The sequence below is a fragment of the Nocardia sp. NPDC049149 genome, assembly GCF_043197455.1.
Taxonomy (GTDB): domain Bacteria; phylum Actinomycetota; class Actinomycetes; order Mycobacteriales; family Mycobacteriaceae; genus Nocardia.
Map to the genome: position 1 here is coordinate 389204 of NZ_JBICTD010000001.1, position 26574 is coordinate 415777.

Annotated in this window: 26 protein-coding genes; 7 read left to right on the top strand and 19 right to left on the bottom strand. The window is 68.2% G+C overall.

Annotated elements, in window-relative coordinates; translation table 11 throughout:
- Window positions 1–23: 23 nt before the first annotated feature.
- Window positions 24–1541, top strand: coding sequence for an MFS transporter (locus tag ACGFNJ_RS01955; protein ID WP_393442355.1), 1518 nt, complete (start codon window positions 24–26; stop codon window positions 1539–1541).
- A 49-nt stretch (window positions 1542–1590) separates the two neighbouring features.
- On the opposite strand, the gene ACGFNJ_RS01960 is transcribed toward ACGFNJ_RS01955, so the two are convergent.
- Window positions 1591–1716: a hypothetical protein gene (locus ACGFNJ_RS01960; RefSeq protein ID WP_255508388.1), complete on the bottom strand. Its 126-nt coding sequence runs from the start codon at window positions 1714–1716 to the stop codon at window positions 1591–1593.
- A 156-nt stretch (window positions 1717–1872) separates the two neighbouring features.
- On the opposite strand from ACGFNJ_RS01960, the gene ACGFNJ_RS01965 reads away from it, so the two are divergent.
- On the top strand, window positions 1873–3207 hold the full coding sequence (locus ACGFNJ_RS01965; RefSeq protein ID WP_393442358.1) for a glycosyltransferase: 1335 nt from the start codon (window positions 1873–1875) through the stop codon (window positions 3205–3207).
- Window positions 3204–5237: a glycosyltransferase family 39 protein gene (locus ACGFNJ_RS01970; RefSeq protein WP_393442360.1), complete on the top strand. Its 2034-nt coding sequence runs from the start codon at window positions 3204–3206 to the stop codon at window positions 5235–5237. The genes ACGFNJ_RS01965 and ACGFNJ_RS01970 overlap by 4 nt, the downstream gene beginning before the upstream one ends.
- 52 nt (window positions 5238–5289) lie before the next feature.
- Here ACGFNJ_RS01970 and ACGFNJ_RS01975 read toward each other — a convergent pair whose 3' ends face one another.
- Window positions 5290–6198 (bottom strand): NAD(P)-dependent oxidoreductase, encoded by a 909-nt coding sequence (locus ACGFNJ_RS01975; RefSeq protein WP_393442362.1) that lies wholly within the window; start codon window positions 6196–6198, stop codon window positions 5290–5292.
- Between the two features lie 51 nt (window positions 6199–6249).
- On the opposite strand from ACGFNJ_RS01975, the gene ACGFNJ_RS01980 reads away from it, so the two are divergent.
- Window positions 6250–6618, top strand: coding sequence for a MerR family transcriptional regulator (locus ACGFNJ_RS01980; protein ID WP_393442364.1), 369 nt, complete (start codon window positions 6250–6252; stop codon window positions 6616–6618).
- Window positions 6619–6689: 71 nt separating this feature from the next.
- Here the strand turns inward: ACGFNJ_RS01980 and ACGFNJ_RS01985 are convergent, their stop codons facing one another.
- The 3 genes from ACGFNJ_RS01985 to ACGFNJ_RS01995 form a co-directional block, all read right to left on the bottom strand.
- Window positions 6690–7469 carry an SDR family oxidoreductase gene (locus ACGFNJ_RS01985; RefSeq protein WP_393442366.1) on the bottom strand — a complete coding sequence of 260 codons (780 nt, stop codon included), beginning with the start codon at window positions 7467–7469 and terminating at the stop codon, window positions 6690–6692.
- A gap of 170 nt (window positions 7470–7639) precedes the next feature.
- Entirely contained in the window at window positions 7640–7855 is a 216-nt protein-coding gene (locus tag ACGFNJ_RS01990) for a hypothetical protein (protein ID WP_393442368.1), read from the bottom strand.
- Between the two features lie 391 nt (window positions 7856–8246).
- Window positions 8247–9137, bottom strand: a complete 891-nt coding sequence (locus tag ACGFNJ_RS01995) for a phosphotransferase family protein (RefSeq protein ID WP_393442370.1) — start codon at window positions 9135–9137, stop codon at window positions 8247–8249.
- Window positions 9138–9330: 193 nt separating this feature from the next.
- On the opposite strand from ACGFNJ_RS01995, the gene ACGFNJ_RS02000 reads away from it, so the two are divergent.
- Window positions 9331–10359, top strand: coding sequence for a hypothetical protein (locus ACGFNJ_RS02000; protein WP_393442372.1), 1029 nt, complete (start codon window positions 9331–9333; stop codon window positions 10357–10359).
- Here ACGFNJ_RS02000 and ACGFNJ_RS02005 read toward each other — a convergent pair.
- Genes ACGFNJ_RS02005 through ACGFNJ_RS02035 form a run of 7 tightly spaced genes read right to left on the bottom strand, consistent with a single transcriptional unit; the run spans window position 10356 to window position 19405 of the window.
- Complete coding sequence (locus ACGFNJ_RS02005) at window positions 10356–10970, bottom strand: TetR/AcrR family transcriptional regulator (protein ID WP_393442374.1); 615 nt, start codon at window positions 10968–10970, stop codon at window positions 10356–10358. The genes ACGFNJ_RS02000 and ACGFNJ_RS02005 overlap by 4 nt on opposite strands.
- A 4-nt stretch (window positions 10971–10974) precedes the next feature.
- The gene (locus ACGFNJ_RS02010) at window positions 10975–11757 is read right to left on the bottom strand and encodes an enoyl-CoA hydratase family protein (protein ID WP_393442376.1); all 783 of its coding nucleotides are present in this window, start codon (window positions 11755–11757) and stop codon (window positions 10975–10977) included.
- Window positions 11758–11767: 10 nt separating this feature from the next.
- Complete coding sequence (locus ACGFNJ_RS02015) at window positions 11768–12928, bottom strand: acyl-CoA dehydrogenase family protein (protein ID WP_393442378.1); 1161 nt, start codon at window positions 12926–12928, stop codon at window positions 11768–11770.
- Entirely contained in the window at window positions 12925–14931 is a 2007-nt protein-coding gene (locus ACGFNJ_RS02020; protein WP_393442380.1) for an acetyl/propionyl/methylcrotonyl-CoA carboxylase subunit alpha, read from the bottom strand. Before ACGFNJ_RS02020 ends, ACGFNJ_RS02015 begins: the two co-directional genes overlap by 4 nt.
- Before the next feature lie 9 nt (window positions 14932–14940).
- Window positions 14941–16539: an acyl-CoA carboxylase subunit beta gene (locus tag ACGFNJ_RS02025; protein WP_393442382.1), complete on the bottom strand. Its 1599-nt coding sequence runs from the start codon at window positions 16537–16539 to the stop codon at window positions 14941–14943.
- On the bottom strand, window positions 16536–17684 hold the full coding sequence (locus ACGFNJ_RS02030) for an acyl-CoA dehydrogenase family protein (protein ID WP_393443711.1): 1149 nt from the start codon (window positions 17682–17684) through the stop codon (window positions 16536–16538). Before ACGFNJ_RS02030 ends, ACGFNJ_RS02025 begins: the two co-directional genes overlap by 4 nt.
- 5 nt (window positions 17685–17689) lie before the next feature.
- Window positions 17690–19405: an acyclic terpene utilization AtuA family protein gene (locus tag ACGFNJ_RS02035; RefSeq protein ID WP_393442384.1), complete on the bottom strand. Its 1716-nt coding sequence runs from the start codon at window positions 19403–19405 to the stop codon at window positions 17690–17692.
- A 154-nt stretch (window positions 19406–19559) separates the two neighbouring features.
- On the opposite strand from ACGFNJ_RS02035, the gene ACGFNJ_RS02040 reads away from it, so the two are divergent.
- Window positions 19560–19721 (top strand): hypothetical protein, encoded by a 162-nt coding sequence (locus ACGFNJ_RS02040; protein ID WP_167837738.1) that lies wholly within the window; start codon window positions 19560–19562, stop codon window positions 19719–19721.
- 57 nt (window positions 19722–19778) lie between these two features.
- Here the strand turns inward: ACGFNJ_RS02040 and ACGFNJ_RS02045 are convergent, their stop codons facing one another.
- The 6 genes from ACGFNJ_RS02045 to thiO form a co-directional block, all read right to left on the bottom strand.
- Window positions 19779–20702 carry an adenylate/guanylate cyclase domain-containing protein gene (locus tag ACGFNJ_RS02045; protein ID WP_393442387.1) on the bottom strand — a complete coding sequence of 308 codons (924 nt, stop codon included), beginning with the start codon at window positions 20700–20702 and terminating at the stop codon, window positions 19779–19781.
- 383 nt (window positions 20703–21085) lie between these two features.
- Window positions 21086–21847 (bottom strand): ABC transporter permease, encoded by a 762-nt coding sequence (locus ACGFNJ_RS02050; protein ID WP_393442389.1) that lies wholly within the window; start codon window positions 21845–21847, stop codon window positions 21086–21088.
- Entirely contained in the window at window positions 21847–22791 is a 945-nt protein-coding gene (locus tag ACGFNJ_RS02055; protein ID WP_393442391.1) for an ABC transporter ATP-binding protein, read from the bottom strand. Before ACGFNJ_RS02055 ends, ACGFNJ_RS02050 begins: the two co-directional genes overlap by 1 nt.
- 157 nt (window positions 22792–22948) lie before the next feature.
- Window positions 22949–23713: a thiazole synthase gene (locus ACGFNJ_RS02060; protein WP_393442393.1), complete on the bottom strand. Its 765-nt coding sequence runs from the start codon at window positions 23711–23713 to the stop codon at window positions 22949–22951.
- A complete protein-coding gene (thiS, locus tag ACGFNJ_RS02065; protein ID WP_069164765.1) occupies window positions 23706–23924 on the bottom strand; it encodes a sulfur carrier protein ThiS in 219 nt (72 codons plus the stop codon). The genes ACGFNJ_RS02060 and thiS overlap by 8 nt, the downstream gene beginning before the upstream one ends.
- Window positions 23921–25015: a glycine oxidase ThiO gene (thiO, locus tag ACGFNJ_RS02070; RefSeq protein ID WP_393442395.1), complete on the bottom strand. Its 1095-nt coding sequence runs from the start codon at window positions 25013–25015 to the stop codon at window positions 23921–23923. Before thiO ends, thiS begins: the two co-directional genes overlap by 4 nt.
- A gap of 64 nt (window positions 25016–25079) precedes the next feature.
- On the opposite strand from thiO, the gene thiE reads away from it, so the two are divergent.
- Window positions 25080–25778, top strand: coding sequence for a thiamine phosphate synthase (gene thiE / locus ACGFNJ_RS02075; RefSeq protein WP_393442397.1), 699 nt, complete (start codon window positions 25080–25082; stop codon window positions 25776–25778).
- 38 nt (window positions 25779–25816) lie between these two features.
- Here the strand turns inward: thiE and ACGFNJ_RS02080 are convergent, their stop codons facing one another.
- Entirely contained in the window at window positions 25817–26491 is a 675-nt protein-coding gene (locus tag ACGFNJ_RS02080; RefSeq protein ID WP_393442399.1) for an NUDIX domain-containing protein, read from the bottom strand.
- Window positions 26492–26574: the final 83 nt, after the last annotated feature.

Below are 26574 nucleotides of genomic sequence, written 5' to 3' on the forward strand. Positions count from 1 at the left end.
GATTTCGAGAGAGGACAACGGCTTTGCGTAAATGGCTGCCGCTGCTGACGGTGTGCCTCGGCACCTTCATGCTGCTGATCGACGTGACCATCGTGAACGTCGCACTACCGGATATGCGCAACGACTTGAACGCGTCGTTCGGCGCGCTGCAATGGGTCGTCGACGGCTACGCGCTCGCGATGGCGGCGCTGATGCTGGGCGCGGGCTCGATCGCCGACCTGGCCGGGCATCGGCGCACCTACCTCGCCGGGCTCGCCCTGTTCGCCGTCTCGTCGCTGGTCTGCGGGCTCGCCCCGAATCCCACCGTCCTCATCGTGGCGCGGGTGGTGCAAGGCATCGGCGCAACCACCATGGCGTGCACCACCTTCGCGTTGCTGAACAGCGCCTACTCCGGCCGGGATCAGGCTGCGGCATATGGGATCTGGGGCGCGGTCGCGGGCGGGTCGAGCGCCATCGGACCGATCATCGGCGGCCTGCTCACCGATCTCGCGTCGTGGCGGTGGATCTTCTTCGTCAACCTGCCGGTCAGCGCGGTCGCTATCGCACTGAGCGCCTGGGTGCTGACCGATCAGGCGCGCACCGCGCGCGGCCGGGTGGACGTGGCGGGCATGGCGAGCTTCACCGTCAGCGCCGCGGCGGCGACCTACGCGCTGATCCGGGCCAACGAGCACGGGTGGTCCAACGCGCTCACCTGGTGGCTGCTGCTGGTCGCCGCGGCGGCGTTGATCGCGTTCCTGCTGGTCGAACGCGCTTCGGCGCAGCCGATGCTCGACCTGGCCCTGCTGCGCGACCGCTCGTTCGTCGGCGTGCTCGTCGCCGCGGGCGCATTGTTCTTCGCCGCCTTCAGCGCGCTGATGTACACCCAGATCTGGTTGCAGTCGGTCCTCGGGTTGACCGCGATCCAAGCCGGTGCAGTCGGACTTCCGTTGTCCGTCATGGCATTTCTGGTGTCCGGCGGCATCGGCCGATTCCTGCACGGCGACAACCGCGGCCGGATCATCGGCGGCGGGCTGCTGGTGACCGGCGCGGGCGGGATCATCGGCGCGCTGCTGGTGCACGACGAAGCCGGTTGGGCGGCACTGGTTCCCGGCTTCCTGGCGATCGGTCTCGGTGTCGGCCTTGCCACCGCGACGTTGAGTTCGGCGGCCATGGCCGCGGTGCCGTGGCAGCGGGCCGGCATGGCCACCGGCGCGGTCAATACCGCGCAGCAACTGAGCTTCACGCTCGGAATCGCCACGCTGGGTAGTGTTTTCACGCTGCGGGCGGGCGCGGTGCTCAAAGACCACGGTGTGCTGGACGCGGAGTCGACGGCCCGCGCCGTCGGCTCAGGTCAGTCGGGCGCATTGATGGGGCAGCTGCCCGCCGAGGCGCGAGCGGCGCTCGACACGGCGGTGCATGCCTCGTCCGCCGCCGGGGTGCAGGGCACGCTCGCGGTGAGCGGTGTCGTCGGACTGCTCGGCGGGGTGCTTGTGCTGCTGCTGATGCGGCCGGACCGCTCGGCGCAAGCAGTGACCGAGCAGGCGGCCCAGGTCCCCGCCTGATGAAGCTGCGATGCTGAGCGAGGCGGTTGCCCGCCTCGCTCAGCATCGGTCAGCGCTTCTTCGGATCGATGATGCTCTGTTCGGGGGCGGACTTGGTCTTTTTGTCCGCTCGCTTCTCTTTGAGCGATTTCCCGGACTTCTTCGACATCGAGCTGCGCGGCGACTTGTCGGACAAACGTGGTCCTTTGCTCGCAGGACCTGAACGGCCCCGATCCTCAGACCGTACGCCACCGCCGCCGCTACCGAAGCCGGTCGTCGCGGCACGGCACACCCAGCAACCTCACAGCTTAGGCCCAGCTCCGCGACAACTCGATCATCGAGGCTGGTTCTCATGACCGAGACTGTGACCGTCGCGGCTGCGGAATTAGCCGAGACCGAGGGTACGCCCGTGCTTGACGTGGTGATACCCGTCTACAACGAAGAGGCCGACCTCGGCGTGTGCGTGCGCAGGCTGCACGCCTATCTGCGCAAAGGCTTCCCGTTTCCGGCCAGGATCACGGTCGCGGACAACGCGAGCACCGACGCCACCCTCGAGGTGGCCAAGCTGCTGGCTGGCGAGCTCGACGGTGTGCGCGTGGTGCACCTGGACAAGAAGGGCCGCGGCCGGGCGCTGCGCGCGGTGTGGGAACGCTCCGACGCCCAGGTGGTCGCGTACATGGACGTCGACCTGTCCACCGACCTGAACGCGCTGCTGCCGTTGGTGGCACCGCTGATCACCGGGCATTCGGACCTGGCGATCGGGACCAGGCTGAGCTCCTCCTCCCGAGTGGTGCGCGGACCGAAGCGGGAGTTCATCTCCCGCTGCTACAACCTGATTCTGAAAGCCTCACTGCAAGCACACTTTTCGGATGCACAGTGCGGATTCAAGGCGATGCGCAGCGAGGTGGCCCGCCAGCTGCTTCCGCTGGTACGCGACGGTGAGTGGTTCTTCGACACCGAACTGCTCGTGCTGGCCGAACGGGCCGGGCTGCGCATCCACGAGGTGCCGGTGGACTGGATCGACGACCCGGACAGCCGGGTCGACATCGTCGACACCGCACGCAAGGACCTGCTCGGCATCGGCAGGCTCGGCCGCGCCCTTGCCACCGGCGCGCTGCCGCTCGAGGAGCTACGACGGGCAGTCGGCCGCGAGCCGCTGGTGCCTGGCGTGCCGCTCGGCATGGTCGGGCAGGTGGTGCGGTTCGCGATCGTCGGCGTGCTGAGCACGCTCGCCTATCTGCTGCTTTACGTTGTGCTGCAATCGTTTACCAATCCACAGGTGGCGAACTTCCTCGCCCTGCTCGTCACCGCGGTGGCCAACACCGCGGCCAACCGGGCCTTCACCTTCGGCGTGCGTGGGTCGACCGGAGCGGTGTCGCATCAGTTCCAGGGCTTGGTGATCTTCGGCATCGGCCTGGTGCTGACCAGCGGATCGCTGTTCACGCTGCATCATTGGGCGCCGGACGCGCCGGTGCACCTGGAGCTTTTCGTGCTCGTGCTGGCGAACCTGCTCGCCACGGTGCTGCGGTTCGTCGGCTTGCGGTGGGTCTTCCGGAACACTCCGAATCCGGCACGGCGGACGGCCGTTTCGGTGCAGGGTGAACCGGGCTGCACGGGCACCGAGCCTGCGGCGGCGGATGTCGCGCTCGCGGACCGGGTCTCGGGAACCGACGGTGGCCTGCGATGACGGCAACGCTCACCGCACCGCCCTCGGCACCACCGGAACCGGTCGCCGAACGCAAGATCCGCTGGGAATACCCGGCATTGGCCGCGCTGCTGATCGGCACCGCGATCGCCTACCTGTGCAACCTGAGCGCGAACGGCTGGGCCAACTCGTTCTATTCCGCTGCGGTGCAGGCGGGTTCGGTGTCCTGGAAGGCATTCTTCTTCGGCTCGTCGGATGCGGCGAATTCGATCACCGTGGACAAGCCACCCGCCTCGCTGTGGTTGATGGAGCTGTCGGTGCGGGCGTTCGGCTTGAACAGCTGGAGCATCCTGGTGCCGGAGGTCCTGCTCGGCGTCGCCAGCGTCGCGCTGCTGTGGGCGACGGTGCGCAAACCGTTCGGCCCTGCGGCCGGACTGCTTGCCGGGCTGGCGCTGGCCGTGACTCCCGTTGCGGCGGTGATGTTCCGGTTCAACAATCCGGATGCACTGCTGGTCTTCCTGATGGTCGCGGCCGCATGGGCGCTCACGCGGGCGATCGAGGACGGCCGCTGGCGGTGGTTGGTGCTCACCGGCGTCTTCGTCGGATTCGGCTTCCTCACCAAGCAGTTACAGGTGCTGCTCGTGGTGCCACCGCTCGCGCTGGCCTATCTGATCGCAGGCCCGCCGAAGCTCGGCACCCGGCTGCTCCAACTGTGCGCCGCCGGTGTCGCGATGGTGGGCGCGGCAGGCTGGTGGCTGCTCACGGTGGAGCTGTGGCCCGCCTCGTCCCGGCCGTGGATCGGTGGGTCACAGGACAATTCGATCCTGGAGCTGACGCTCGGCTACAACGGGCTCGGGCGGCTCAACGGCAACGAACGCGGCAGCGTCGGGATGGGCGGCGCCGATCTGCCCGCCGGCGGCAACGGCCTGTGGGGCAGTCCCGGCATCACCCGAATGTTCGAGCCGGAGCAGGGCGGTCAGATCGCCTGGCTGATCCCGGCCGCGCTCGTGCTGCTGGTCGGTGGACTCCTGTTGCGCGGCAAGGCCGCCAGGACCGATCGGCAACGCGCGTCGCTGATCGTCTGGGGCGGTTGGCTGCTGGCGACCGGCCTGACGTTCAGCTTCATGGCCGGGATCTTCCACCAGTACTACACGGTGGCGCTGGCACCCGCGATCGCGGCGCTCGTCGGCGCGGGCACCGTGCTGCTGTGGCGCGAACGGCAACGATTCTGGGTGCGGGCGCTCCTCGCGCTGGCAGTCGGACTCACTACGGCGACGGCGTGGATGCTGTTGTCGCGCAGTGTGCATTGGCTGCCGTGGTTGCGCTGGACCGTGCTGATCGTCGGCGTGCTTGCGACGCTCGTCGTGCTGGTGCCCGCGCAGCGGAAGCTGGCCGTCATCGCGGCCGTGGCCATCGCGTACACCGGACTGGCCGGGCCGACCGCCTATGCCGTCGACGCCATCGCTACCCCGCATACGGGCGCGATTCCCACGGCGGGACCGGATGTCGGGGGACGGTTCGGCAAGTTCGGCCGCCCGCCAGGGACGGAAGGCCCGAATGGGCCAGGCGGTGCGCCGAATGGTCCCGGCGGCAACGCATTCCCCGGCGGCAACGCATTCCCCGGCGGCAATGCTCCCGACGGACGCAACGGTCCGGGTAGACAGGGCGCGATGGCCGGGCACGAAATGGGTGCTGGCGGTGGCCTGCTCGGGGCAAGCAAGCCGAGCGACAAGATCGTCTCGCTGTTGGAGCAGAACGGCGGCGCCTACACCTGGGTCGCCGCGGCGATCGGCTCGAACAGCGCGGCCGGATACCAACTGGCCACCGAACTGCCCGTCATGCCCATCGGCGGCTTCAACGGCAGTGATCCCTCGCCCACCCTCGACCAGTTCAAACAGTATGTGGCCGAAGGAAAGATCCACTACTTCATCGGCGGCAACCGTGGCGGGCACGGCGGCCCCGACGCGTCCGGCGCCACCCGCAGCTCCGGGATCTCCCAGTGGGTGCAGGAGAACTACCCCGCGGTCGAGGTGGATGGTGTCACCCTGTACGACCTGACCGCCGCCCGCTGAGCCGCCGCGATCCGGACCGACCACTCGGTGCGGATCGCGGACTCCGGTGTGCCTACGCCGAAGCGGGCTTGCGGAACTGCTCGATCAGCGCCGCGTATCCGGCACCGCCACGCCCCTCGGCAGCCGCCCGATCCGCGAATGCCCTTGCCAACATCGGCAATTCCGCGTTCACTCCAGCCGCCTCGCTCTCCTCGACGAGGTGCGCCATCGACGCGAGATGGATGTCGATGGTGGCGTTAACGGCCGGGTAGGCACCCGCGTCGATCTGCTCCGCGGTCGCGGTGAGCCATCCGCGCATCGTCTGCAGTCCCTGGTTCAGGAACGGCGCGAGCGTCGCCGCGTCGACCTGTGCGGTGCCGAGAAGCGCAGCGCCGTGCAGGAATCCGTTCAACACGCTCCACATCAGGCTGAGCATGGCCATGTCGTACAGCGCGGAAAGGCCGTGATCCGCACCGAGGTGGCTGGTGGCCGCACCCAGGCTGCGCAGGGTCTGCTCGTGCGCGTCGAAGGTTTCGCGCGGCCCACTGTAGAGGAGCACCGCCTCGTCCGTGGCAATGGCGCTGGGAATGGCCAGGATCACGCCGTCGAGATAGGAGAAGCCTTGCCGTGCCGCCCATTCGGCGGTCTCGCGGGCCTGCTGTGAGGTACCCGAGGTCAGGTTCACCACCACCCGCCCCGCCAGATCCGCGCTGATCGGCTCGAGCAGCGCACGCACGGCCGGGTAGTCGGTGACACAGACGATCACCAGCGGACTCGCCACGACCCCGTCACGCACTGTGGCGGCGAGCGTCGCGCCTTGTGCCACCAGCCCTTCGGCTTTGGCGGCGGAACGGTTCCACACGGTGGTGTGGTGCCCGGCCGCGAGGAGCGCACCGGCCAGCGCCTGACCCATCCGGCCGAGGCCGAGGACGGTCACCGCCTGGTGGTCGGTGTCGGAGGACAAAGTCAATTGTTCGGTCATGGCTGTATCGTCAACCTTCATACCGATATGAAGGTCAAGGAGCAGTGTTCGATGTTGATCGGGGAACTCAGCCGCCGCACCGGGGTCGGCACCCATCTGCTGCGCTACTACGAGGCGCAAGGCCTGCTCGAGCCGATCCGCGGAGTCAACGGCTACCGCGAGTACACCGAGGACGCCGTGCTGTCGGTGACCCAGATCCGCGGCCTGCTCGACGCCGGACTGTCCACCGAGGACATCGGCATCCTGCTGCCCTGTTCCTATGGCACGGCCCCGGAGATCTATCCCTGCGACGAACTGCTCGATGTCCTCCGCGCCCGCCTGCACGGACTCGACGAACGCATCGACGCACTCACCCAGTCCCGCGAGGCGCTGCGCAGCTATATCGACGCCACCGAGGGCGCGGCGGTCGACCGGCGCTAACCCCCTCCTGACGCGAAAAGATCCGCACCACTTCGTGTTTCGAAGGTGATGCGGATCTTCGCCGGGCAGGCCTACTTCGCCGGGTAGGTCGCGTCGAGCCATTCGGCGAACGTGGGACCAGCGAGCGTGGCGTGCGGGCCTGCCAGCAGTCCGCCGTTCTCGAAGGCCTCGCGGTCTGGGTTGTCCTCGCCGCCCGCCTCGATGATCTGGGCCGGGCCGCCGAGCTTCGCGGCGAGCAAGGTGGCCGCGCCCGCCATCGTTTCCGGTTGCGGGCCGGCGATTTCCGGGAAGGGGCCGTCGGTCTGCGCGGGGGCCGGATTGACCGCGAGGTCGACCAGCGCCTCGGCGACGGTGCGAGCCGCGACGAGCTGGGTCCGCATGGTCGGCAGGTAGGCGACGTCACCCTGGGTGCCCCACTGGGTCATCACCTCGACCAGCTCGTGGAACTGAGCGGCGCGCAGGATCTGCACGGGCAGTGGGCCTTTCGTGAGTTCCCGCTCGTGCGCCAGCTTGGCGGCGTTGTAGCCGGCCACGGAGGTGTCGATGCCGATGATGGACACGACGACCAGGCGCTGCACCCCGGCCCGCTGACCCGCGTCGTGCAGGTTGCGCGCGGCGGCGGTGAAGAACTCGGTGGCGATGCCCTGATCGGCGGACGGGGTGCTGGAGGCGTCGATGACGACCTCGACGCCGGCGAGCGCCTCGACCAAGCCCGCGCCGGTCTCGATGTCCACACCGTTCTTGCGGGAGAAGGCCACCACTTCGTGGCCCTGTTCGGTGAGCACATCCACCACGTGCTTGCCGAGCCGTCCGGTCGCTCCGGCCACCGCGATCTTCTTGATGTTCGTCATGATTGCTGCTCCTCTGTGCTGCGTTGTCCGCGTTCACAGAGAGGACGACGTGGGAGCCGGGAGTGTGACATCGCCGGTACCAGGCCCGTTGCTACGGCGCCTGGTACCGGGACATCGGTCTACCCCCGACCAAGGGCTCCTTACCGGCAGCCCTCAGGGAGAAGGACTACTTACACGCAGCCCTCGGGGAGCCAGCACTGCTTACCGCCGCCTGCGCCCGACATGCTGGACGAACCACTTCCGATGGGGGCAGGAGACGCCACTGGAGCCGTAACCTCGGCGTTGGTGGCGGGCTCCAGCGGGACCTGCGCCTGCGCGGTGGCCATAGGCAGCAGCGCTGCACCGATCACCAGTGCGCCGAAGGTGAGCCGCGAAAGACACTTCATATTGGATGCTCCTTTTATCGAACGGTTGAGCCAGAGAGAACGGACCCATGCCATTCATACGCAGCTATCCGCAGCCCGTTACGGGGGAAACATAATTTTTCGATAAATTTGCGTTCACGAATATATTATATATCTACCCGGTATTAGTGTTGGCACATCACAGGACCTCGATCGGTACCCAAAACTGGCCTCATGCCCCTAATTACAGGGGCAACGACTTCCCGTCGACCAGGTCTGCCATGCGATATCTTCGCCCCGAAATAGCACCCGGACGGTCGCAGATGAAACGACAGACTGCCGCCATGCTTCGTCCGAAATTATCGATTCATCAGAAATAGCAACGGACCTTAGAATTGCGCCTGCACCGGCCGTATCGGCGGCGAAGTTCTCCTCAGTCGAGCATCTGCAACAGGCGCTCGTTGACAACGTTTCGCACATCAGGGCTGAGATTCTTTTGCTCGGTGAGCAATTCGAGCATCCGCAGGATCTGGATGGCCTCGACCCGTTGCGGCAGATCCGGTTCCGCGGGGTCGAACCCGGCGCTGTCGAGAAACTCGGGCCAGGCGAGGGCCAAGACGTGCGCACCGGCGAACCCGACCGACCAGGACCACCAGGCGGGGTCGAACAGCGGGTCGGCCAGTCGGATGGATTCGAAATCGGTGAGGCCGGTGATATTTTCGCCGTCGGTGAGGACGTTCACCGGGGTGAAATCGCCGTGCGCGAGGACGGTGGGGCGATCGGCGAACAGGGTGGGGACGGCCTTGAGAATGCGCTCCAGCGCGCCGCGCTGTGCCGCGGTCAGCTCGGCGGTCACGTCGAGCACCCAGCCGGCTGCACGGCGCGCCAGGCGGGTCGGACTCGCCCAGAGATCGTCGAGCTGCAGCCCCGCGATCGGCAGGCGGCGGAAGGCGCGCAGCAGCGTGCCCATCTCGCCGGCGATGGCGGGGAATCGCGGCGTGCCGAGGCCGGTTTCGTCGCTTGCCGGAATCGGGACGCCTGGCAGGGCATCGAAGACGATCCACGCGGGATCGGCGTCGAGATCGAAGCGGCGGATGCGCGGAATCGCGATGCCGCGCTTGGCGGCGGGCTCCAACAGCGTGTGCATGACGCGCAGCCTGCGCTCGGCATCGTCCGGATCGCGGTAGCGCTGCAGGACCATTCGATCGCCGTCGGCGAGGGTGAGCAGATCGGTGCGGTTCTGGAAGCCCCACTCGGCGGGCGCGCTCTCGGCAATCGGCTGACCGAGGGTCTGCTCGAGCCCGCCGTACTCCGCACTGTCCATACGGCAGACCCTAAGGCAAGCGCGGGCGGTTTCGGACCGATCGAGGTCAGCGCACGGTAACTGAAACATGTGCTCGTCGCCGGCGTCCGCGGCGACCGCGAAGGACGCGACACGGTGTGCGGGCGAGCGCCGGGCGGTGCCCCCGATAATGGGGGGGTCGACAAGCTGAGCAAGCACTCAATACCGTGCAGCCATGAGCGTGGGCGATAACCGATTTCATGCCGCTGTCGGGGCATACATGCAGGCACTGATGACCGAGGAACCCACGGAAATCCATACTGCGCACGAAGAACTCATCGCGTCACTCGACGACGCGAGCGCCGAGATCCTGGTGCTCGGGTGCAAGGCACTCGCCCCGTTGCTCGATCGGATTCCGCCAGGGGCACGAGCGCAGATAGCGAACATGATCGGCGCGTACGTGCACACCCCGGAGGACGCCGCGGAGTGCGCGCCGTTGATCCTCGCGAATCTCGCCAAGGCGCTCGAGTACGCCAAACAGTTCGCCGAGCAATGGCAGGCCACGATGCAGGCCGAACTGCCCGATCCGGAACAGACCGACACCGAGTGGGAGTGGCTCGAGCAATTCGGCCTGCAGCCGCTCATGGCCTGGTGGACGGTGGACATGTGGATATCGCCCGCGATGGCGATGCTGCAGCACAAGCAGGTCCGGAAGTTGTTCGGGCGCAACGGCCGCGAGCTGGTGCAGCAGCGCCACAACGCCCTCGGGGAGGGCTACGGCCGCTGGTGGAAAGAGCTGTCCACCATGCTGCTGCTCCTCGACGAGGAGCCGCTCGTCGTCCTGCACCGCGAGTCCGGCACCGGATATCTACTGCGCATGAACGGGATCGCCGACAACTTCCAGCTGCACACCCTGCTCGCCGATGCGCTGATCGGCGGGGGTCATCTCCCCGGCGACCCGCCCTCGGCCGAGGCGGTCGCGATGTGCCGCGACCGCGAAGGGCAGTCGATGACCGTTGGATCGTTCAATCTTGTTTCCCCCGAAGGAAACTGGATATGGAACGAGGGCACACCATCGGACATCCCGGTGGTCGACGGCAAGCGCCTTCTTGTCCTGGATCCGCCGCCATACCAGCGCAATTGGCCAGCCGGGCGGTACTTCCCGTTCGTACCCGCCGATTTGGCGCTGGAGCGGGTGCTGACCGTGGCGGAAGCCACCGAGTGGTTCCGCCACGTCGCACCGGCCAAGGAAGGGACCGACTAGCGCGGCGCGTTGAGGGCCGCGTGCAGTGTGGCCGCCCACTGGTGCACGATCTGCTTGCGCCGCGCGGAGTCGTCGGTGAGCACGTCGGCAAGGCCGAGCCCGCGCGCCATGTCCAGGGTGGCCTGGACGAGGTGGTGGGCGACCGGATCCGAATCGTCGACACCGAGCGCCTCCACCGCGCGCCGATGCGAGATCCGGCCGAACTTGGCCTCCAGCGGCACGATTCGCTCGCGCAGGGCCGGATCGGCGGCCGCGTGCGTCCACACCTGCAGCGCCGCCTTGAACAGCGGGCTGGTGTAGGACTCGACCAGGCCAGCCACCACGGCCTCGGTCCTGGCGCTGCCGCTCGCCAGTGCGGCGACCGCGATCGCCTCGTCCCTGGCCCGCTGGTCCCTGCTGTCGAACATGTACTCGAGCGCGGCGGTGATCAGGTCTTCCCTGGTCGGGAAGTGATGCTGCGCCGCGCCACGCGACACCCCGGCCCGTTCGGCGACGACCGCGACCGTCGCTGCCGCCCAGCCGGTTTCGGCGAGACAGTCGATGGTCGCCTCCAGCAGACGCTGCCTGGTGGCCCGGCTGCGGTCCTGCTTGGGTTCGTGGGGTGTGGCCATGGGGCTATTCTGCCCAGCTCGGCGGGCGACGTTGCAGGAAGGCCGTCATGCCTTCGCGCACCTCGTCGGTGCCGAAGAAGCTCGCCGACCGGTGCGCCAGCTCCTCGGCGGACCGATCGAACTCGGCAAGCATGGCCGCGTTCGCCAGCCGCTTGCTCTCGGCCAGGCCCTGCGGGGCGCTCTTGCGCAGCTCGGCGCGCAGCCGCGCCACCTCTGCCACCGGATCCGCCGCGCTGGTGGTGATCAGGCCGATCTGCTCGGCAACGCCCGCGTCGAACTTCTCGCCGGTCAGGAAGTACCGGCTGGCCGCCCGCGAGGTCAGGCGCGGCAGCAGGGTCAGCGAAATGATGAACGGGGCCAACCCGATCCGCGCCTCAGTGAGCGCGAAGCTGCTCGTCGGCCCGGCCACCGCGAGATCGCAGGCGCCGACGATGCCCATGCCGCCGGCCCGCACGTTGCCGTCGATCTGCGCGATCACCGGCTTCGGGGAAACGAGCAGGCGACGCAGCACGCCGACGAAGACACGGGTGCGGTCGTCGGCGGCCACCGCGGGATCGGCGTTGCTCGCCTCGCTGAGATCGGCGCCCGCACAAAAGGTATTCCCGGTGTGCGCCAGCACGATTCCCCGCACCGCGGCGTCGGCGGCCGCGTCGTCCAGACCCTGTATGAGCTCGGCGACCAGCTTGGACGACAGCGCGTTGCGGTTGTGCGGTGAATCGAGCGTGAGCGTCGCGAAACCGTCCGCCACCTCGTAGCGGACGAACGGACCCGTCACCGTGTCGGTCATCGGCGGCCTCTCAGTAGGACTTGGGCAGGCCCAGCGAGTACTGGGCGACGAAGTTCAGCACCATTTCACGGCTGACCGGCGCGATCCGGCCGATGCGAGACGCGGCGAGCATGGCGGCCAGGCCGTATTCCTTGGTCAGGCCAGCGCCGCCGTGCGTCTGGATCGCCTGGTCGAGCGCCTTGATACTCGCCTCGGCGGCCGCGTATTTCGCCATGTTGGCGGCCTCGGCGGCACCCATCTCGTCACCGTTGTCGTAGAGCGTCGCGGCCTTGCGCATCATCAGCTTGGCCAGCTCCAGCTCGATCTTCACCTGCGCGAGCGGATGCGAAATGCCTTGGTGTGCACCGATCGGCGTCTTCCACACGGTGCGTTCTTTGGCGTACTCCACCGCGCGATCGATGGCGTAGCGGCCAAGACCGATCGCCATCGCCGCACCCATGACCCGTTCCGGATTGAGGCCGGCGAACAGCTGCATGAGCGCCGCGTCCTCCTTGCCGACCAGCGCGTTCGCCGGCAGCCGTACGTCGTCGAGGAACAGCGTGAACTGGTGGTCCGGCTCGATGATGTCCATTTCCTGTGGCGTCTTGTGGAAGCCTTCGGCATCGGTCGGCACGATGAACAGGGCGGGCTTGAGCTTGCCGGTCTTGTGGTCCTCGGTGCGCGACACGATCAGCACGGCCTCGGCCTGGTCGACGCCGGAGATGAAGATCTTGCGGCCGTTGAGGATCCAGTCCTCGCCGTCCTTGCGCGCGGTGGTGGTGATCTGGTGCGAGTTGGAGCCCGCGTCCGGCTCGGTGATGCCGAAGACCATCTTCGCGCTGCCGTCGCCGAGCTTGGGCAGCCACTGCTGCTTCTGCTCATCGGTGCCGTACTTGGTGATGATGGTGCCGCAGATGGCCGGGGAGACGACCATGAGCAGCAGCCCCGCGCCCTGGGCGGAGAGCTCCTCCATCACCAGCGCCAGCTCGTACAGGCCCGCCCCGCCGCCGCCGTACTCCTCGGGCAGGTTCACTCCGAGGAAGCCGAGCTTGCCTGCCTCGTCCCACAATTCGGTGAGCGGCTCGTTGGCGCGGGCCTTGGGCAGCACGTAGTCGCGGTAGTTGTACTTCGCGGCGAGCGCGGCGACCGCGGCCCGTAGCGCCTGCTGCTCTTCGGTTTCGATGAAACTCATTTGATCTCCTGGGTTTCCGTGGCCGCTACGGGCTCGACGACAGCTAGGACGGCACCGACCTCGACCTGCTGGCCGACGGTGACGTTGACGGCACTGAGCACACCGTCGGCGGGTGCGGCGATGGTGTGCTCCATCTTCATCGCCTCCAACCACAGGATGGGTTGGCCATGGGTGACGGTACTGCCCACCTCGGCGCCGAGCCGAATCACGCTGCCGGGCATGGGCGCAAGCAGCGAGCCGGTGGCCACCTGGTCGGCGGGATCGCTGAAGCGCGGCAGCTTGCGCACGCTGACCGGGCCGAGCGGCGAGTCGACACAGATGAGGTCGTCGTAGCGGACGACCGCGAAATGCCTTCGGACCGAGCCGCGTTCGCCGGGGACAGCGAGGACGACCCGATGCGGTGTCGCTTCGACGAGCTCGAGTCCCTCGTGCCCGTCCACCGAGAGGACTCCTCGGGTGAAGCGGTAGCCGACATCATGCGTCCCGCTGGTGCGGCTCTCGAACAGCTTGTGCGTCGACTGCGAGGGCAGGTTGCGCCAGCCGCTCGGCAATCCGCCGCCGACCCTGGCCGCGCTGCGGTTCGCCGCGGCGTCGGCGAGTGCGGCGGCCACGATGGACAGCTCCTCGTCGGACTCGGACACCAAAGGCGCGGCGAGGGTGGCCAATCCGTGTGTGTCGAAGAAGGCGGTGTCGGTGTCGCCAGCCAGGAAGGCCGGGTGGCGCAGCACGCGGACCAGCAGGTCGCGGTTGGTCACCAGACCGTGGATCTCGGCGCGATGCAGCGCGGTGGCGAGCAGTCGTGCTGCCGCGTCCCTCGTTTCGGCGTACGAGATGACCTTGGCCAGCATCGGGTCGTAGTGCACGCCGACCACCGAGCCGTCCAGCACACCGGTGTCGAGGCGGACTCCCGGCCGGTCGAGCAGATCGAATTCCGTGAGTACCGAAGGGATGTGCAGGCGGTGGACGGTGCCGCTCTGCGGCTGCCAGTCGTGCGCCGGGTCCTCCGCGTAAAGCCGGACCTCGATCGAATGCCCGTGCAACGCAGGCGGTTCAGCAGCCAGCGCGCCGCCGGCGGCGACATCGAGTTGCAGGGCAACCAGATCGAGCCCGGTGGTGCACTCGGTGACCGGGTGTTCCACCTGGAGCCGGGTGTTCATCTCCAGGAAGAAGAAGTCGCCACGCTCGTCGGCGAGGAACTCCACCGTGCCCGCGCCGGTATAGCCGATTGCGCCCGCGGCGAGCCTGGCCGCCTCGAACAGCTGCTCGCGCATGCCGTCGGTGCGTTCGACCAGCGGTGAGGGCGCCTCCTCGACCACCTTCTGGTGGCGGCGCTGGATGGAACACTCGCGCTCGCCGACCGCCCAGATCGTGCCGTGCGTATCGGCCATCACCTGAACCTCGATGTGGCGGCCGGTCTCGAGGTAGCGCTCGCAGAACACCGTCGGATCGCCGAACGCGGATTCCGCTTCGCGCCGTGCGCCTTCGATCTGCGCGTCGAGCTCGCCGAGGCTGCGCACCACCCGCATGCCGCGCCCGCCACCACCGGCGGATGCCTTGATCAGCACGGGCAGCTGGGCTTCGGTGACCTCGGCCGGATCGAGCTCCGCGAGGACGGGGACGCCTGCGGCATCCATCATCTTCTTCGAGGCGACCTTGGAGCCCATCTGTTCGATGGCCTCGATCGGCGGGCCGATCCACACCAACCCGGCCGCGAGCACCGCGCGGGCGAAATCGGCGTTCTCGGAAAGGAATCCGTAGCCGGGGTGGATCGCGTCGGCACCGGTGGCCAGTGCGGCCTCGATGACGAGTTCGCCACGCAGGTACGTCTCGGCCGGCGTATTGCCAGGCAGCCGGACGGCGGCGTCGGCCTCTGCCACATGCGGCGCGGCGGCATCAGCGTCGGAGTAGACCGCGACGGTGCCGAGGCCCATCCGACGGCAGGTAGCGAAGACGCGGCGCGCGATCTCGCCACGATTGGCGACCAGAACACTGGAAATCGGCATGTCCCGCCCTCACATTCGGAAGACGCCGAAGCCATCGGCGCCTTTGATCGGGGCATTGTGAATGGCCGACAAGGACATTCCCAACACCGTGCGGGTATCGCGGGGATCGATGACACCGTCGTCGTACAGCCGCCCCGACATGAACATGGCCAGCGACTCGGCCTCGATCTGCGCCTCGATCATGGCGCGCATCCCGGCGTCGGCCTCCTCGTTGAACGGCTGCCCCTTGGCCTCGGCCGCGGCCCTGCCGACGATCGAGATGACGCCCGCCAGTTGCGCACCACCCATGACGGCGGATTTCGCACTGGGCCAGGCGAACACGAAGCGCGGATCGTAGGCGCGCCCGCACATGCCGTAGTGCCCTGCGCCGTAGGAGGCGCCCATCAGCACCGAGATGTGCGGCACCTTGGAATTGGAGACCGCGTTGATCATCATCGCGCCGTGCTTGATGATGCCCTTCTGCTCGTACTCCTTGCCGACCATGTAGCCGGTGGTGTTGTGCAGGAACAACAGTGGCGTATTCGACTTGTTGGCCAGCTGGATGAACTGGGTCGCCTTCTGCGACTCCTCGGAGAACAGCACGCCGCGGGCGTTGGCAAGGATGCCGATCGGATACCCGTGCAGCTCAGCCCATCCGGTGACCAGGCTGCTGCCGTAGAGCGGCTTGAACTCGTCGAAATCGGAGCCGTCGACGATGCGCGCGATCACCTCGCGCGGATCGAACGGGATCTTGAGATCGGACGGGACGATGCCGAGCAGGTCCTCCGGGTCGTACAGCGGCTCGATGACCGCGGCGCGGGGCGCGGGCCCCTGCTTGCGCCAGTTGAGCCGTTTGACGATGGCGCGGCCGAGGCGGATCGCGTCCTGCTCGTCGACCGCGTAGTAGTCCGCCAGACCCGAGACGCGGGCGTGCATGTCGGCGCCGCCGAGCGATTCGTCGTCGGACTCCTCACCGGTGGCCATCTTGACCAGCGGTGGGCCGCCGAGGAATACCTTGGAGCGTTCCTTGATCATCACCACGTGGTCGGACATGCCTGGGATGTACGCGCCACCCGCGGTCGAGTTGCCGAAGACGAGCGCGATGGTCGGAATGCCCGCGGCCGAGGCCTGGGTGAGATCGCGGAACATCCGGCCGCCGGGCACGAAGACTTCCTTCTGTGTCGGCAGATCCGCGCCGCCGGATTCCACCAGCGAGATCACCGGCAGCCGGTTTTCCCGGACGATGTCGTTGATGCGCAGCGTCTTTCGCAGCGTCCACGGGTTCGAGGTGCCGCCGCGCACGGTCGGATCGGGCGCGACGATCATGCACTCGACACCCTCGACGATCCCGATGCCTGCGATAGTGCTTGCGCCGACGTGGAATTCGCTGCCCCAGCCCGCCAGCGGGCAGAGCTCGAGGAACGGCGAGTCCTCGTCGATGAGCAGCTCGACGCGCTCGCGGGCGGTCAGCTTGCCGCGCTTGCGATGCCGAGCCAGCTTCTCCGGCCCGCCGCCCGCGATGGCCTTGGCGAATTCGCCCTCCACCTCGGTCAGCTTGGCGGTCATGGCTGCCGCCGCGGCGGCGTACTCCGGCGCCGCGGTATCGAGGGTGCTACGTAGTGTCGTCAAGACTGGTACCCCAATCGCTTGGCGGCTAGACCGGTCAGGATCTCGGTGGTGCCGCCGCCGATGCCGAGGATGCGCATATCGCGGTACTGGCGTTCCACCTCGGACTCGCGCATGTAGCCGAGTCCACCGAACAGCTGGACGGCCTGATTGGCCACCCACTCGCCCGCTTCGACCGCGGTGTTCTTGGCGAAGCAGACCTCGGCGATCAGGTCGGTCTCGCCGTTCGCGCTGCGCTGGGCCACATCCCGGGTGTAGACGCGGGCCACATCGATGCGCCGCGCCATCTCGGTGACCGTGTTCTGCACGGCCTGCCTGCTGATCAGCGGGCGGCCGAAGGTTTCCCGGCTGCGCACCCAGTCCAGGGTGAGGTCGAGGCAGCGTTGCGCGCTCGAATACGCCTGCACGGCAAGGCCGACGCGCTCGCTGACGAAGGCGCCCGCGATCTGGAAGAAGCCGGAATTCTCCGGGCCGACCAGGTTCGCCGCGGGCACCCGCACATCCACGTACGACAGTTCCGCGGTGTCGGAGGCCCGCCAGCCCATCTTGTCCAGCTTGCGGCTGACCGTGAAGCCCGGCGTGCCCTTCTCCACCACCAGCAGCGAAATCCCGCCGGAGCCAGGCCCGCCCGTGCGCACCGCGGTGACCACGTAGTCGGCGCGGCAGGCGGAGGTGATGAAGGTCTTGGCGCCGTTGACGAGGTAGTGGTCGCCGTCGCGGCGCGCGGTGGTGGTGAGGTGGCCGACGTCGGAGCCGCCGCCGGGTTCGGTGATGGCCAGCGAGCCGATCTTCTCCCCGGCCAGGGTCGGGCGCACCCAGCGTTCGATGTGGTCGGCATTGCCGGAGGCGATCATGTGCGGCACCGCGATACCGCAGGTGAACAGCGACGCGAACAGGCCGCCGGAGCACCCGGCCTGGTGCATCTCCTCGCAGACGATCATCGCGTCGATGCCGTCACCGCCGGAACCGCCCGCGGATTCCGGGAATTGGATGCCGAGCAGGCCGAGCGCGCCCGCCTTCTTGTGCAGTTCCCGCGGGATCTCGCCGTCGCGCTCCCACTCGTCCAGATAGGGCAGCACGTCACGCTCTGCGAAACCCCGTACCGTGGCACGCAATTCGCGCCGCTCGGGGGTGTTCCACGGACTCACGTAGTTCATGGCAACAACTCCAATGGAATGTCGAGATGACGAGACCGCAGCCATTCGCCGAGCCCCTTGGCCTGCGGATCGAAGCGCGCCTGATAGGCGACACCTTGTCCGAGTAGGCCTTCGATGATGAAGTTCACGGCGCGCAGATTGGGCAGCACATGCCTGGTTACCGTCAGCGCAGCGGCCTCGGGCAACAGCTCCTTGACCCGTGCGACCGTCAAGGTGTGCACCAGCCACCGCCACTGCGCGTCGGTGCGGACCCACACCCCTACGTTGGCGTTGCCGCCCTTGTCGCCGCTGCGGGCGAGCGCGACCGCGCCGAGCGGCGCACGACGAGTTTCCCCTGCGGACAACGGCTCCGGCAGCGCGGGCTCGTCGACCTCGGCCAGTCTCAGTGTGTCCGCGGACGGCGCGACATCGACGCGCGAACCGTCCGGCAGCACCGCGACGTGTGGCACCTCGGTCGCCTCGACATAGCCGGGGGTGTAGACGCCGTACGGTCCACCGTTGCCTGGCAACGTGGTGAAGCTGCAGCCCGGGTAGCTGGCCAGCGCCAGTTCGACCGCGACGTTGGAGAACGCGCGTCCGACCTTGTTCGGATCCGGATCCCGGACCACGCAGCGCAGCAGGGCGCTGGCCTGTTCCTCGGTGTCGGCATCCGGGCGATCGAGCCGCGCGAGCGTCCAGTCGAGCTCCGCGGGCTTGGTCGGCAGCCAGGACTCCAGCTGCCGTTGCGCCAGTGCGGCTTTCGCCTCGATATCGAGCCCGGTGAGGATGAATTCCATCTCGTTGCGGAAGCCGCCGAGCGTATTCAGCGAAACCTTCAGCTGCGCGGGCGGCGCCTCGCCGACGACGCCGCTGATCAGCACTCGATCGGGACCGTCCGCGGCGAGCCGGATCGAGTCGAGGCGCGCGGTGACATCAGGTCCGGCATAGCGCGCGCCCTGGATCTCGTACATGAGCTGAGCTTCGACGGTGTCGACCGTGACCGCGCCGCCGGTGCCGTCGTGCTTGGTGATGACACTGCTTCCGTCCCTGCGGATTTCGGCGATCGGGAAGCCAGGTCTGCCCAGATCGGCGAGCTCGGTGAAGAACGCGAAGTTGCCGCCGGTGGCCTGCGTGCTGCATTCGATGACGTGCCCGGCCACCACCGCGCCCGCGAGGGCGTCGTAATCGGTACGGCCCCAACCGAAGTGGGCCGCCGCAGGGCCGACGATCACCGAGGCGTCGGTGACCCGGCCGGTGACAACGATGTCGGCGCCCGCGTTGAGGCATTCGGCGATGCCCCATGCACCGAGGTAGGCGTTGGCGGTGAGGGGCGCGCCGAGGCCGAGTTCGCCTGCGCGAGCGACCAAATCGTCGCCTTCGACATGCCCGATCTTCGCGTCGAGGCCGAGGTCGGCGGCCACCTTGCGCAGCTTCTCGGCGAGCCCGGCGGGATTGAGGCCGCCCGCGTTCGTGACGATCTGGACGTTGCGCTCCAGCGCGAGACCGAGGCAGTCCTCGATCTGTTTGACGAAGGTCTTGGCGTAGCCGAGGCTCGGATCTTTCATCCGGTCGCGGCCGAGGATCAGCATGGTGAGCTCGGCGAGATAGTCGCCGGTGAGCACGTCGAGGTGCCCGCCTTCGAGCATCTCGCGCATCGCCCCGAATCGGTCGCCGTAGAACCCGGAACAGTTGCCGACGCGCAGCACTTCCGGGTCGGCGGACAGCGTACTCATCAGTGGGTAAGCCTCCTGTGCGATGGCCTGGCGCACTCAGCATCACACCGTATTTCGAAAAAAGCAAGCACGCGTGCTTGTTAATGGCGTGTGGTTCAGATCACTGCGCTATAGCCGAAAAATAGGCGCAAAGAGGGCAGAGCACAATGGCACGGTGCCCACCGATGTCACCGTGATCCTGTTGTTCGCCCTCGCCGGATTCCTGCTCGGCGGCGCCTACACAACCTGGAAAACCGCCCGCCCGCTGTCCATCGGACTCGCAGTCTGCGCAGCACTGGCCATAGCCGGCGGTGCTGCCTGGTGGATCGGAAGCTGACCCGCTACCCCACCCCGCACAGCGCGAGTCTTACGAGCGCCCGCGCGGCCAGAAAATTCAGCCTTCGGAGAGGCGGAAGATCCGCAAGTCCTCCGGGACCCCGCTCAAAGGTGCGGCAAAGAAGCTGCGGCGGTACGGCTTTACCGCGTAGCCGAGCTCGGTGAGGGTCTCGGGTCGCAACGCCTGCAGCGTCGCCTCGGACAGCATGGTGTTGCCGTTGCCGCCCGCTTCCATCACGCGCGCCGCGATGGTGACGTCGACACCGAGCCAGTCGCCGCCGATCTCCCGCGGCGAACCGGTGTGCAGCCCGATCCGCATCTGCGGGCGGTAGTCGCGCACCTTGACATCGACCAGGTTGCGCTTGGCATTGATCGCGGCACGGACCGCGCGTTCGGCCGAGGGGAACACGGCCATCACGCCGTCGCCCATCCGCTTCACCACCTGACCGCCGCGCTCGGCGATCGGCGGCTCGATGGCCTTCGCGACCCGGCGCAGCAGTTCCAGCGTCGCCTCGTCGCCCGCGGAGAGGGACCAGCTGGAGAACGCCACCAGGTCGGTGAACATCACAGTTACCTCTGCGTTACCTTTGCCGCGGCCGACGCGCTCCAGCATGGCCTGCCAGACCTGCAGCGCGCCGAAGCCGATCTCCCTGGCCGCACTCGGAGTGTCACCGACCAGCTTGTCGGCGGCGCGGGCCACCGCACGAGCGCCGCCAGGACCCGAAACCGACAGTGGATCACCGAAAGACGGGTCTCCGGGGAGCTGCTCACGCGCCTTGCGGAGCACGCCGATCAGATCCGATCGGTTGTTCGCGACATTCATCAGCGCGGAGAGCTGACCCTTGCGCAGTCCAGCCCCCGATCGCCGGAGGGGACCGTCGCCTTCGACGGGCACCAGCGGGATGGTGACCTCGGGCGGGATGCCGTCGTTGTCTTCCGGCTCCGACCCTGGCGCAGCACCGCCGGAAGGTGTTTCGCTCACGCCCAGAGGGTATCTCAGCCGACCTGCGGCTGGCGGATCACTGATCATGGCCACCTGCTACCTCCCGACGGACGAAGCGGGCACATCATTGGGGCCGCGGATAGATAACGAGCTGGTTGCTGGCACCGACTCTACTCGCGGTTTCCACCCCGATACAGCGGCATATTTCACAGTTTCCGCAGTATTCACATGAGCCATAGGCCCGCAATAATGCCGCTCCCGCACAACACCATCGGCCCGGTGTGAAGGGGATTCACACCGGGCCGATGGTTAACACCGTCCGCCGGGCAGTGGCGGGGCGGTGCAGGGGGCGCGCGATCCTCCCGACAAGGTCGGCGCCCCGAACCCGAGTGGCGAGGGAAGGCAACTCGGGTGGTCTGGAATTACGCGTCGCGCTGGTTGATCATGATCAGTGCGGCGCCGTAGACGATCGCTACGAAGGCGACGAAGTACAGCAGGCTGCCCCACGGACCCCAGTGCCAGTTGGCGCCCGACTCCGAGACGCTGAGGAAGTGGCTGGCGTTCTGGAAGGGCAGGAACGGCCCGACGTTGCGGCCGAAGCTACCGAAGGCGCCGAGCAGCGGCTCGATCAGCAGCGACCACAGCACGATCAGCGAGATCGCCGCCGCGGACTGCCGGACCAGGACGCCGACCCCGATGGCAACCGCGATCATCAGGAACGCGTAGATCGGAATGCCGTAGACGGCACGCCATTGCCCGTCCAGATCGAGGTTCGCGCCCGGCGCCGACCCACCGATGGCCTTGGCGACGCCGATGGCGACGAAGGCGAGCACCGTGGTGAGCACCGCACTGAACCCGCCGACCAAGGCGGTCTTGGTGGTCAGCACCTTGATCCGATTCGGCACGGCCTGGAATGTCGTCCGGATGACCCCGAATCGGTATTCGCTGGTCACCGTCAACGCGGCCATGATCATCAGGACCATCACGCCGAAGCCGACAACGCCGGAGGTCGCGGTGCTCACGTCCAGGGTCGGCGTGCCCTGCGTCGGCTCATCGCCGGAGGACTTCACCACGATGGAGAACAGGGCGGCCAGGCCGATGCCGAGCACAACCACGATGGCCGAGCACCACCACGGCGATTTGGTCGAGGTGAGCTTGATTCGTTCTGCTGCCAGCACGCCCATCAGAGCGCACCTCCCATCACCTGATCGAAGCCTTCGCCGTGGTACTGCACGGCGCCACCGGTCATCCGCATGAACGCCTCCTCGAGCGAGGCACGCTGCGGCGCGAGCTCGAACAGGGTGATGTCGTTGGCGCCCGCCAGCTTGCCGACCGCGTCGCTGGTCACGCCCGCCACGACGAGCGCGGGGCCGTCCTGGCCGGAGCCGTCTTCCTTGACCGTCATGCCGTTGGAGGTGAGCACGCTGCGCAGCTGGTCGAGCTGCGGGCTGCGCACCCGCACCGACTGTTCGGAGGCGCGCTCGATGAATTCCTGGGTGGTCGAATCGGAGATCAGCTGGCCGCGCCCGATGACGACGAGGTGCTCGGCGGTCTGCGCCATCTCCGAGAGCAGGTGGCTGGAGACCAGCACCGTGCGGCCCTCGGCGGCCAGCCGCTGCATGAACCGGCGGATCCACAGGATGCCCTCCGGGTCGAGGCCGTTGACCGGCTCGTCGAACAGCAGCACCTGCGGGTCGCCGAGCAGCGCGCCGGCCAGGCCGAGGCGCTGGGACATGCCGAGGGAGAAACCGCCTGCGGCCTTGCCTGCCACCTCGGACAGGCCGACCAGCCGCAGCACGTCCTCCACCCGCGACTTGGGGATGTCGTTGGAGGCGGCCATCCACTCGAGGTGGGCGCGCGCCGAACGATTCGGATGCACCCACTTCGCGTCGAGCAGCGCGCCGACGGTCCGCAGGGGATGGTCCAGTTCTCGGTACGGCTTGCCTTCGATGAGCGCGGTTCCCGCGGTGGGCTTGTCCAGCCCGAGGATCATCCGCATCGTCGTCGACTTACCGGCGCCGTTCGGCCCAAGGAACCCTGTCACCTGTCCTGGACGAACGGTGAAGGAGAGATCCTGAACCGCAACGGTCTGCCCGTAGTGCTTGGTCAGCCCTCTCAGCTCGATCATGGTGACCAGCATTCCGGAAAACTCCGCGCTGCGCGTCACTACAAAGTTTCGTGTCTCCTCATCCTCGAGGATGACCACATCCCCCGCCTACCCCGACCGAAACCCTGACCAAAGGCGGACCACCCCCTGAGCGGCCGCCTTTCGGCAATCGGCCAGGTCAGCGGGCGGGCGAGGACGCCTGTGCCCAGAAGCGCTTGGGAATTCGGCCTGCCTCGCGCGCCAGATAGCCGGCGCGCACGGCGGCCGCCATGGCCGCGGCCATTACTTCGGGTTGCCGCGCTCTGGTCACCGCGGTGGCGAGCAGGACCGCTGAGCAGCCGAGCTCCATGGCTAGTGCGGCGTCGCTTGCGGTGCCGATGCCCGCGTCCAGAATGACGGGGACCTTCGCCTCCGCGACGATCATCTCGATGTTGTGCGGGTTGCCGATGCCGAGGCCGGTGCCGATCGGCGCCCCGAGCGGCATCACCGCGACACAGCCAGCGTCCTCCAGTCGGCGCGCCAGGATCGGGTCGTCGGTGGTGTAGGGCAGCACGACGAAACCGTCGTCGACCAACTGCTCTGCGGCGGTGAGCAATTCGATCGGATCGGGCAGCAGGGTCCGGTCGTCGGCGACCACCTCGAGCTTGACCCATTCGGTGCCGAGCGCCTCGCGGGCCAGCTGCGCGGTGAGCACCGCCTCCGCGGCGGTGCGACATCCTGCGGTGTTGGGCAACGGCGCGATGTCGAGGCGCTTCAACAGATCGAGCACGCCGGTGCCGCCCGCGGCGTCGACGCGGCGCATGGCGACCGTCGTGAGCTCGGTGCCGGAGGCGATCAGCGCCTCCTCGAGCACGGCCAGGTTGTCCGCGCCGCCGGTACCCATGATGAGCCGAGAACCGAACTCCCGGTCCGCGATCCGCAGCGGCGCGTAATCCTCAGCCACCCTGGACCGCCGTCAGCACCTCGATCTGCCACCCGCGCCCGACCGGCTCGTCCCAGCGGGACTTCGGGAACACCGCGCCGTCCACCGCGAGCGCGATGCCCTGCGACGGCAGCTCGAGCCTGCTGAGCAGCTCACGCACCGTGAGGGTTTCGGCGAACTCGTGATCGGTGCCGTTCACGGTGACGCCGATGGGGATGGATGTCGAAGTCATCGAATACCTCCTGCGGATGACAAGGGCGACGACGGGTGCGCCGTCGAGAAACGTTGCGGGTCGGCGGGTTCCGCCTCGGGCAACGGTGTTCCGGCGAGCTGGGCGAGCACCGCGTCCACGGTGAGCGGCAAGGTCAACATGCCGTTGCGGCCGTGGCCGGTGGCGGCCAGCACCCGGTCGGTCAGTGGGCCGAGCAGCGGCAGGTTGTCCGGGGTGCCCGGTCGCGAACCCGCGTTGGCCTCGGCCAGCTCGTATTCGCCGATGCCTGGAAAGATCGCCTCGGCGTCGGCGATCAGGTCACGGACACCGGCGACGGTCACCGCGGTGTCGAAACCTGCCTCGTATTGTGTTGCGCCGACCACGATTCCGTCGGCGCGGGGCACCAGGTAGACCGCGCGTCCGTGCACCCTGGCCCGGACCACCCGGCTCGGCGCGGGGGCAACGCCTGGGCGGGCGCGCAAGCGCAAGATCTCACCCTTGACCGGGCGGACCGGCAGCCCAGGCCACAGCCGGGCAACGGCCGCACCGGCGGCGAGAACGATCCGATCGTGCGGGAGCGCGGCCAGTGCGTCCACCGATTCGGCATGGAACCGCACGCCCGCCGTCTCCGCCGCCTGGCGCAGCGCGGCGAGCAAGCGTCGATTGTCGATCGCGGGTTCGGGCGCGTGCAGCCCGGCCCGCACCGTGCGCGCGAGCATCGGCTCCACAGCGCGCACGCCTGCCCGGTCAACGACCTGGAGTTCGTGACCACGGCCACCGACCCAGTCGGCGACCGTGCGCAGATCGGCGGCGTCGGCCGCGTCCAGCGCGACGGTCAACGTCGAGTCGGCGACGAAGACCGAGACACCCGAAGCCTTTTCGAGCCGGGCGGCGAAATCGGGCCAGCGCGCCAGCGACGCGGCGCCGAACGCGAGCACCAGGTCCTCCCCCGGCCAGCCCTCGGACAACGGCGCGAGCATGCCGCCGGCGACCCAGGAGGCGCCGGTTCCGACGGCCGGATCGAACAGGCTGACCGACCAGCCCGCCTCGGCGGCCCGCCAGGCCACACCGAGACCGATGACGCCGCCACCGACGACGGCCAGTGTCCGCATTCGCTCCACCTGCCTCTCACGCCGCCGTTCGCATCACCACGTTAGCGCGGCTACGGTCGAGGGCGTGCAACCCTCCCACCCCCATCGACCCGCATCGCCACGGGAGCGCTTGGCCACCGCTCGGCTCTATCTCTGCACCGACGCCCGACGGGAGAAGGGCGATCTCGCCAAGTTCGCGGAAGCCGCGCTCGCGGGTGGAGTCGACATCATCCAGCTCAGAGACAAGGGTTCGCCTGGCGAGGCGAAGTACGGCCCGCTGGAAGCGCGCGCCGAGTTGGGCGCGCTAGCCGAGCTCAAGGCGGCGGCCCGCAGGCACGGTGCGCTGGTCGCGGTGAACGATCGCGCCGACATCGCGCTCGCCGCGGGCGCCGACATCCTGCACCTCGGGCAGGGTGACCTGCCGCCCTGGTACGCGCGCCGCATCCTCGGACCGGACGTGGTGATCGGGCGCTCCACCCACAACCGCGCGCAGGCCGGGCTCGCCGCAATCGACGAACACATCGATTACTTCTGCACCGGACCGGTGTACGCGACCCCGACCAAGCCGGGCAGACAGGCCGCTGGCATCGAGTTGGTCCGATCCACCGCGGACGCGCATCCGACCAGGCCATGGTTCGCGATCGGCGGCATCGACCTGGAAAAACTGCCGGATGTGCTGGCGGCGGGCGCGGATCGCGTCGTCGTGGTGCGCGCGATCACCGAGGCAAACGACCCGCAGGCGGCGGCACGCGAACTGAAATCGGTGCTGCTCGCGAATTCGTGAGCCTCGTGCTCCGGCCGAAGCGAATCCCGTCGACCGGGTCAGGACAGCACTTGGCCTCGGGTGAGCGAGAGCACCGAATCGACGGCGGCACCGTTGTGCGACGCGGCGTCGGGATCGACGATCCGGACGCAGTCGCCCGGCCCGTCGGGATCGGTGTGCAGCCAGAAGAATCCTTGGTCGGCGAGGTCGACCGTGCGCGGCAGCGCGGCGGCGACGGCGCGGTCGGCCGCGAGCTCGTCGGGGCACACGCGGGCGGGAGCGGCGCGCAACGCGGGCCATGCCGCGGCGAACCCCGGGTGCAGCAGCCTGGCGTCGACCTCGGCCTCCGGAATCCAGGCGAGCTCGGAGCTCTCCCGGTTTCGGCTGGTCGGCAGGGTCGTCACGGCATCGGCGACCACCGTGGTGTAGGTCCAGCCGCTCGGCACGGACGCGGTCACCCGCTCACTGCGCACCCGGACATCGGCGGGATTGATACCCGCTTCCTCCCATGCCTCACGCACCGCGGCATGCACCGGCGTCTCGTGGCTGTCGCGCGCGCCGCCTGGCAGCGCCCAGGTGCCGCCCTGATGACTCCACGGCGCGCGATGCTGCATCAGCACCGCGGATCCGCCGACCGCGAGCGGGGCACGCAGCAGCAGTCCGGCGGCGCCGAACCGACCCCACCGCCGCAATCCATCGGGGTCGCGCGACCACCCGTCACCGTCACCACGCATTCGCACCCATCCTCATCCAGCAGCCCGGATGCCACGTCACACTGCCAATCAGGGGTGTTTCACACGCCGCGGCACCACTACGA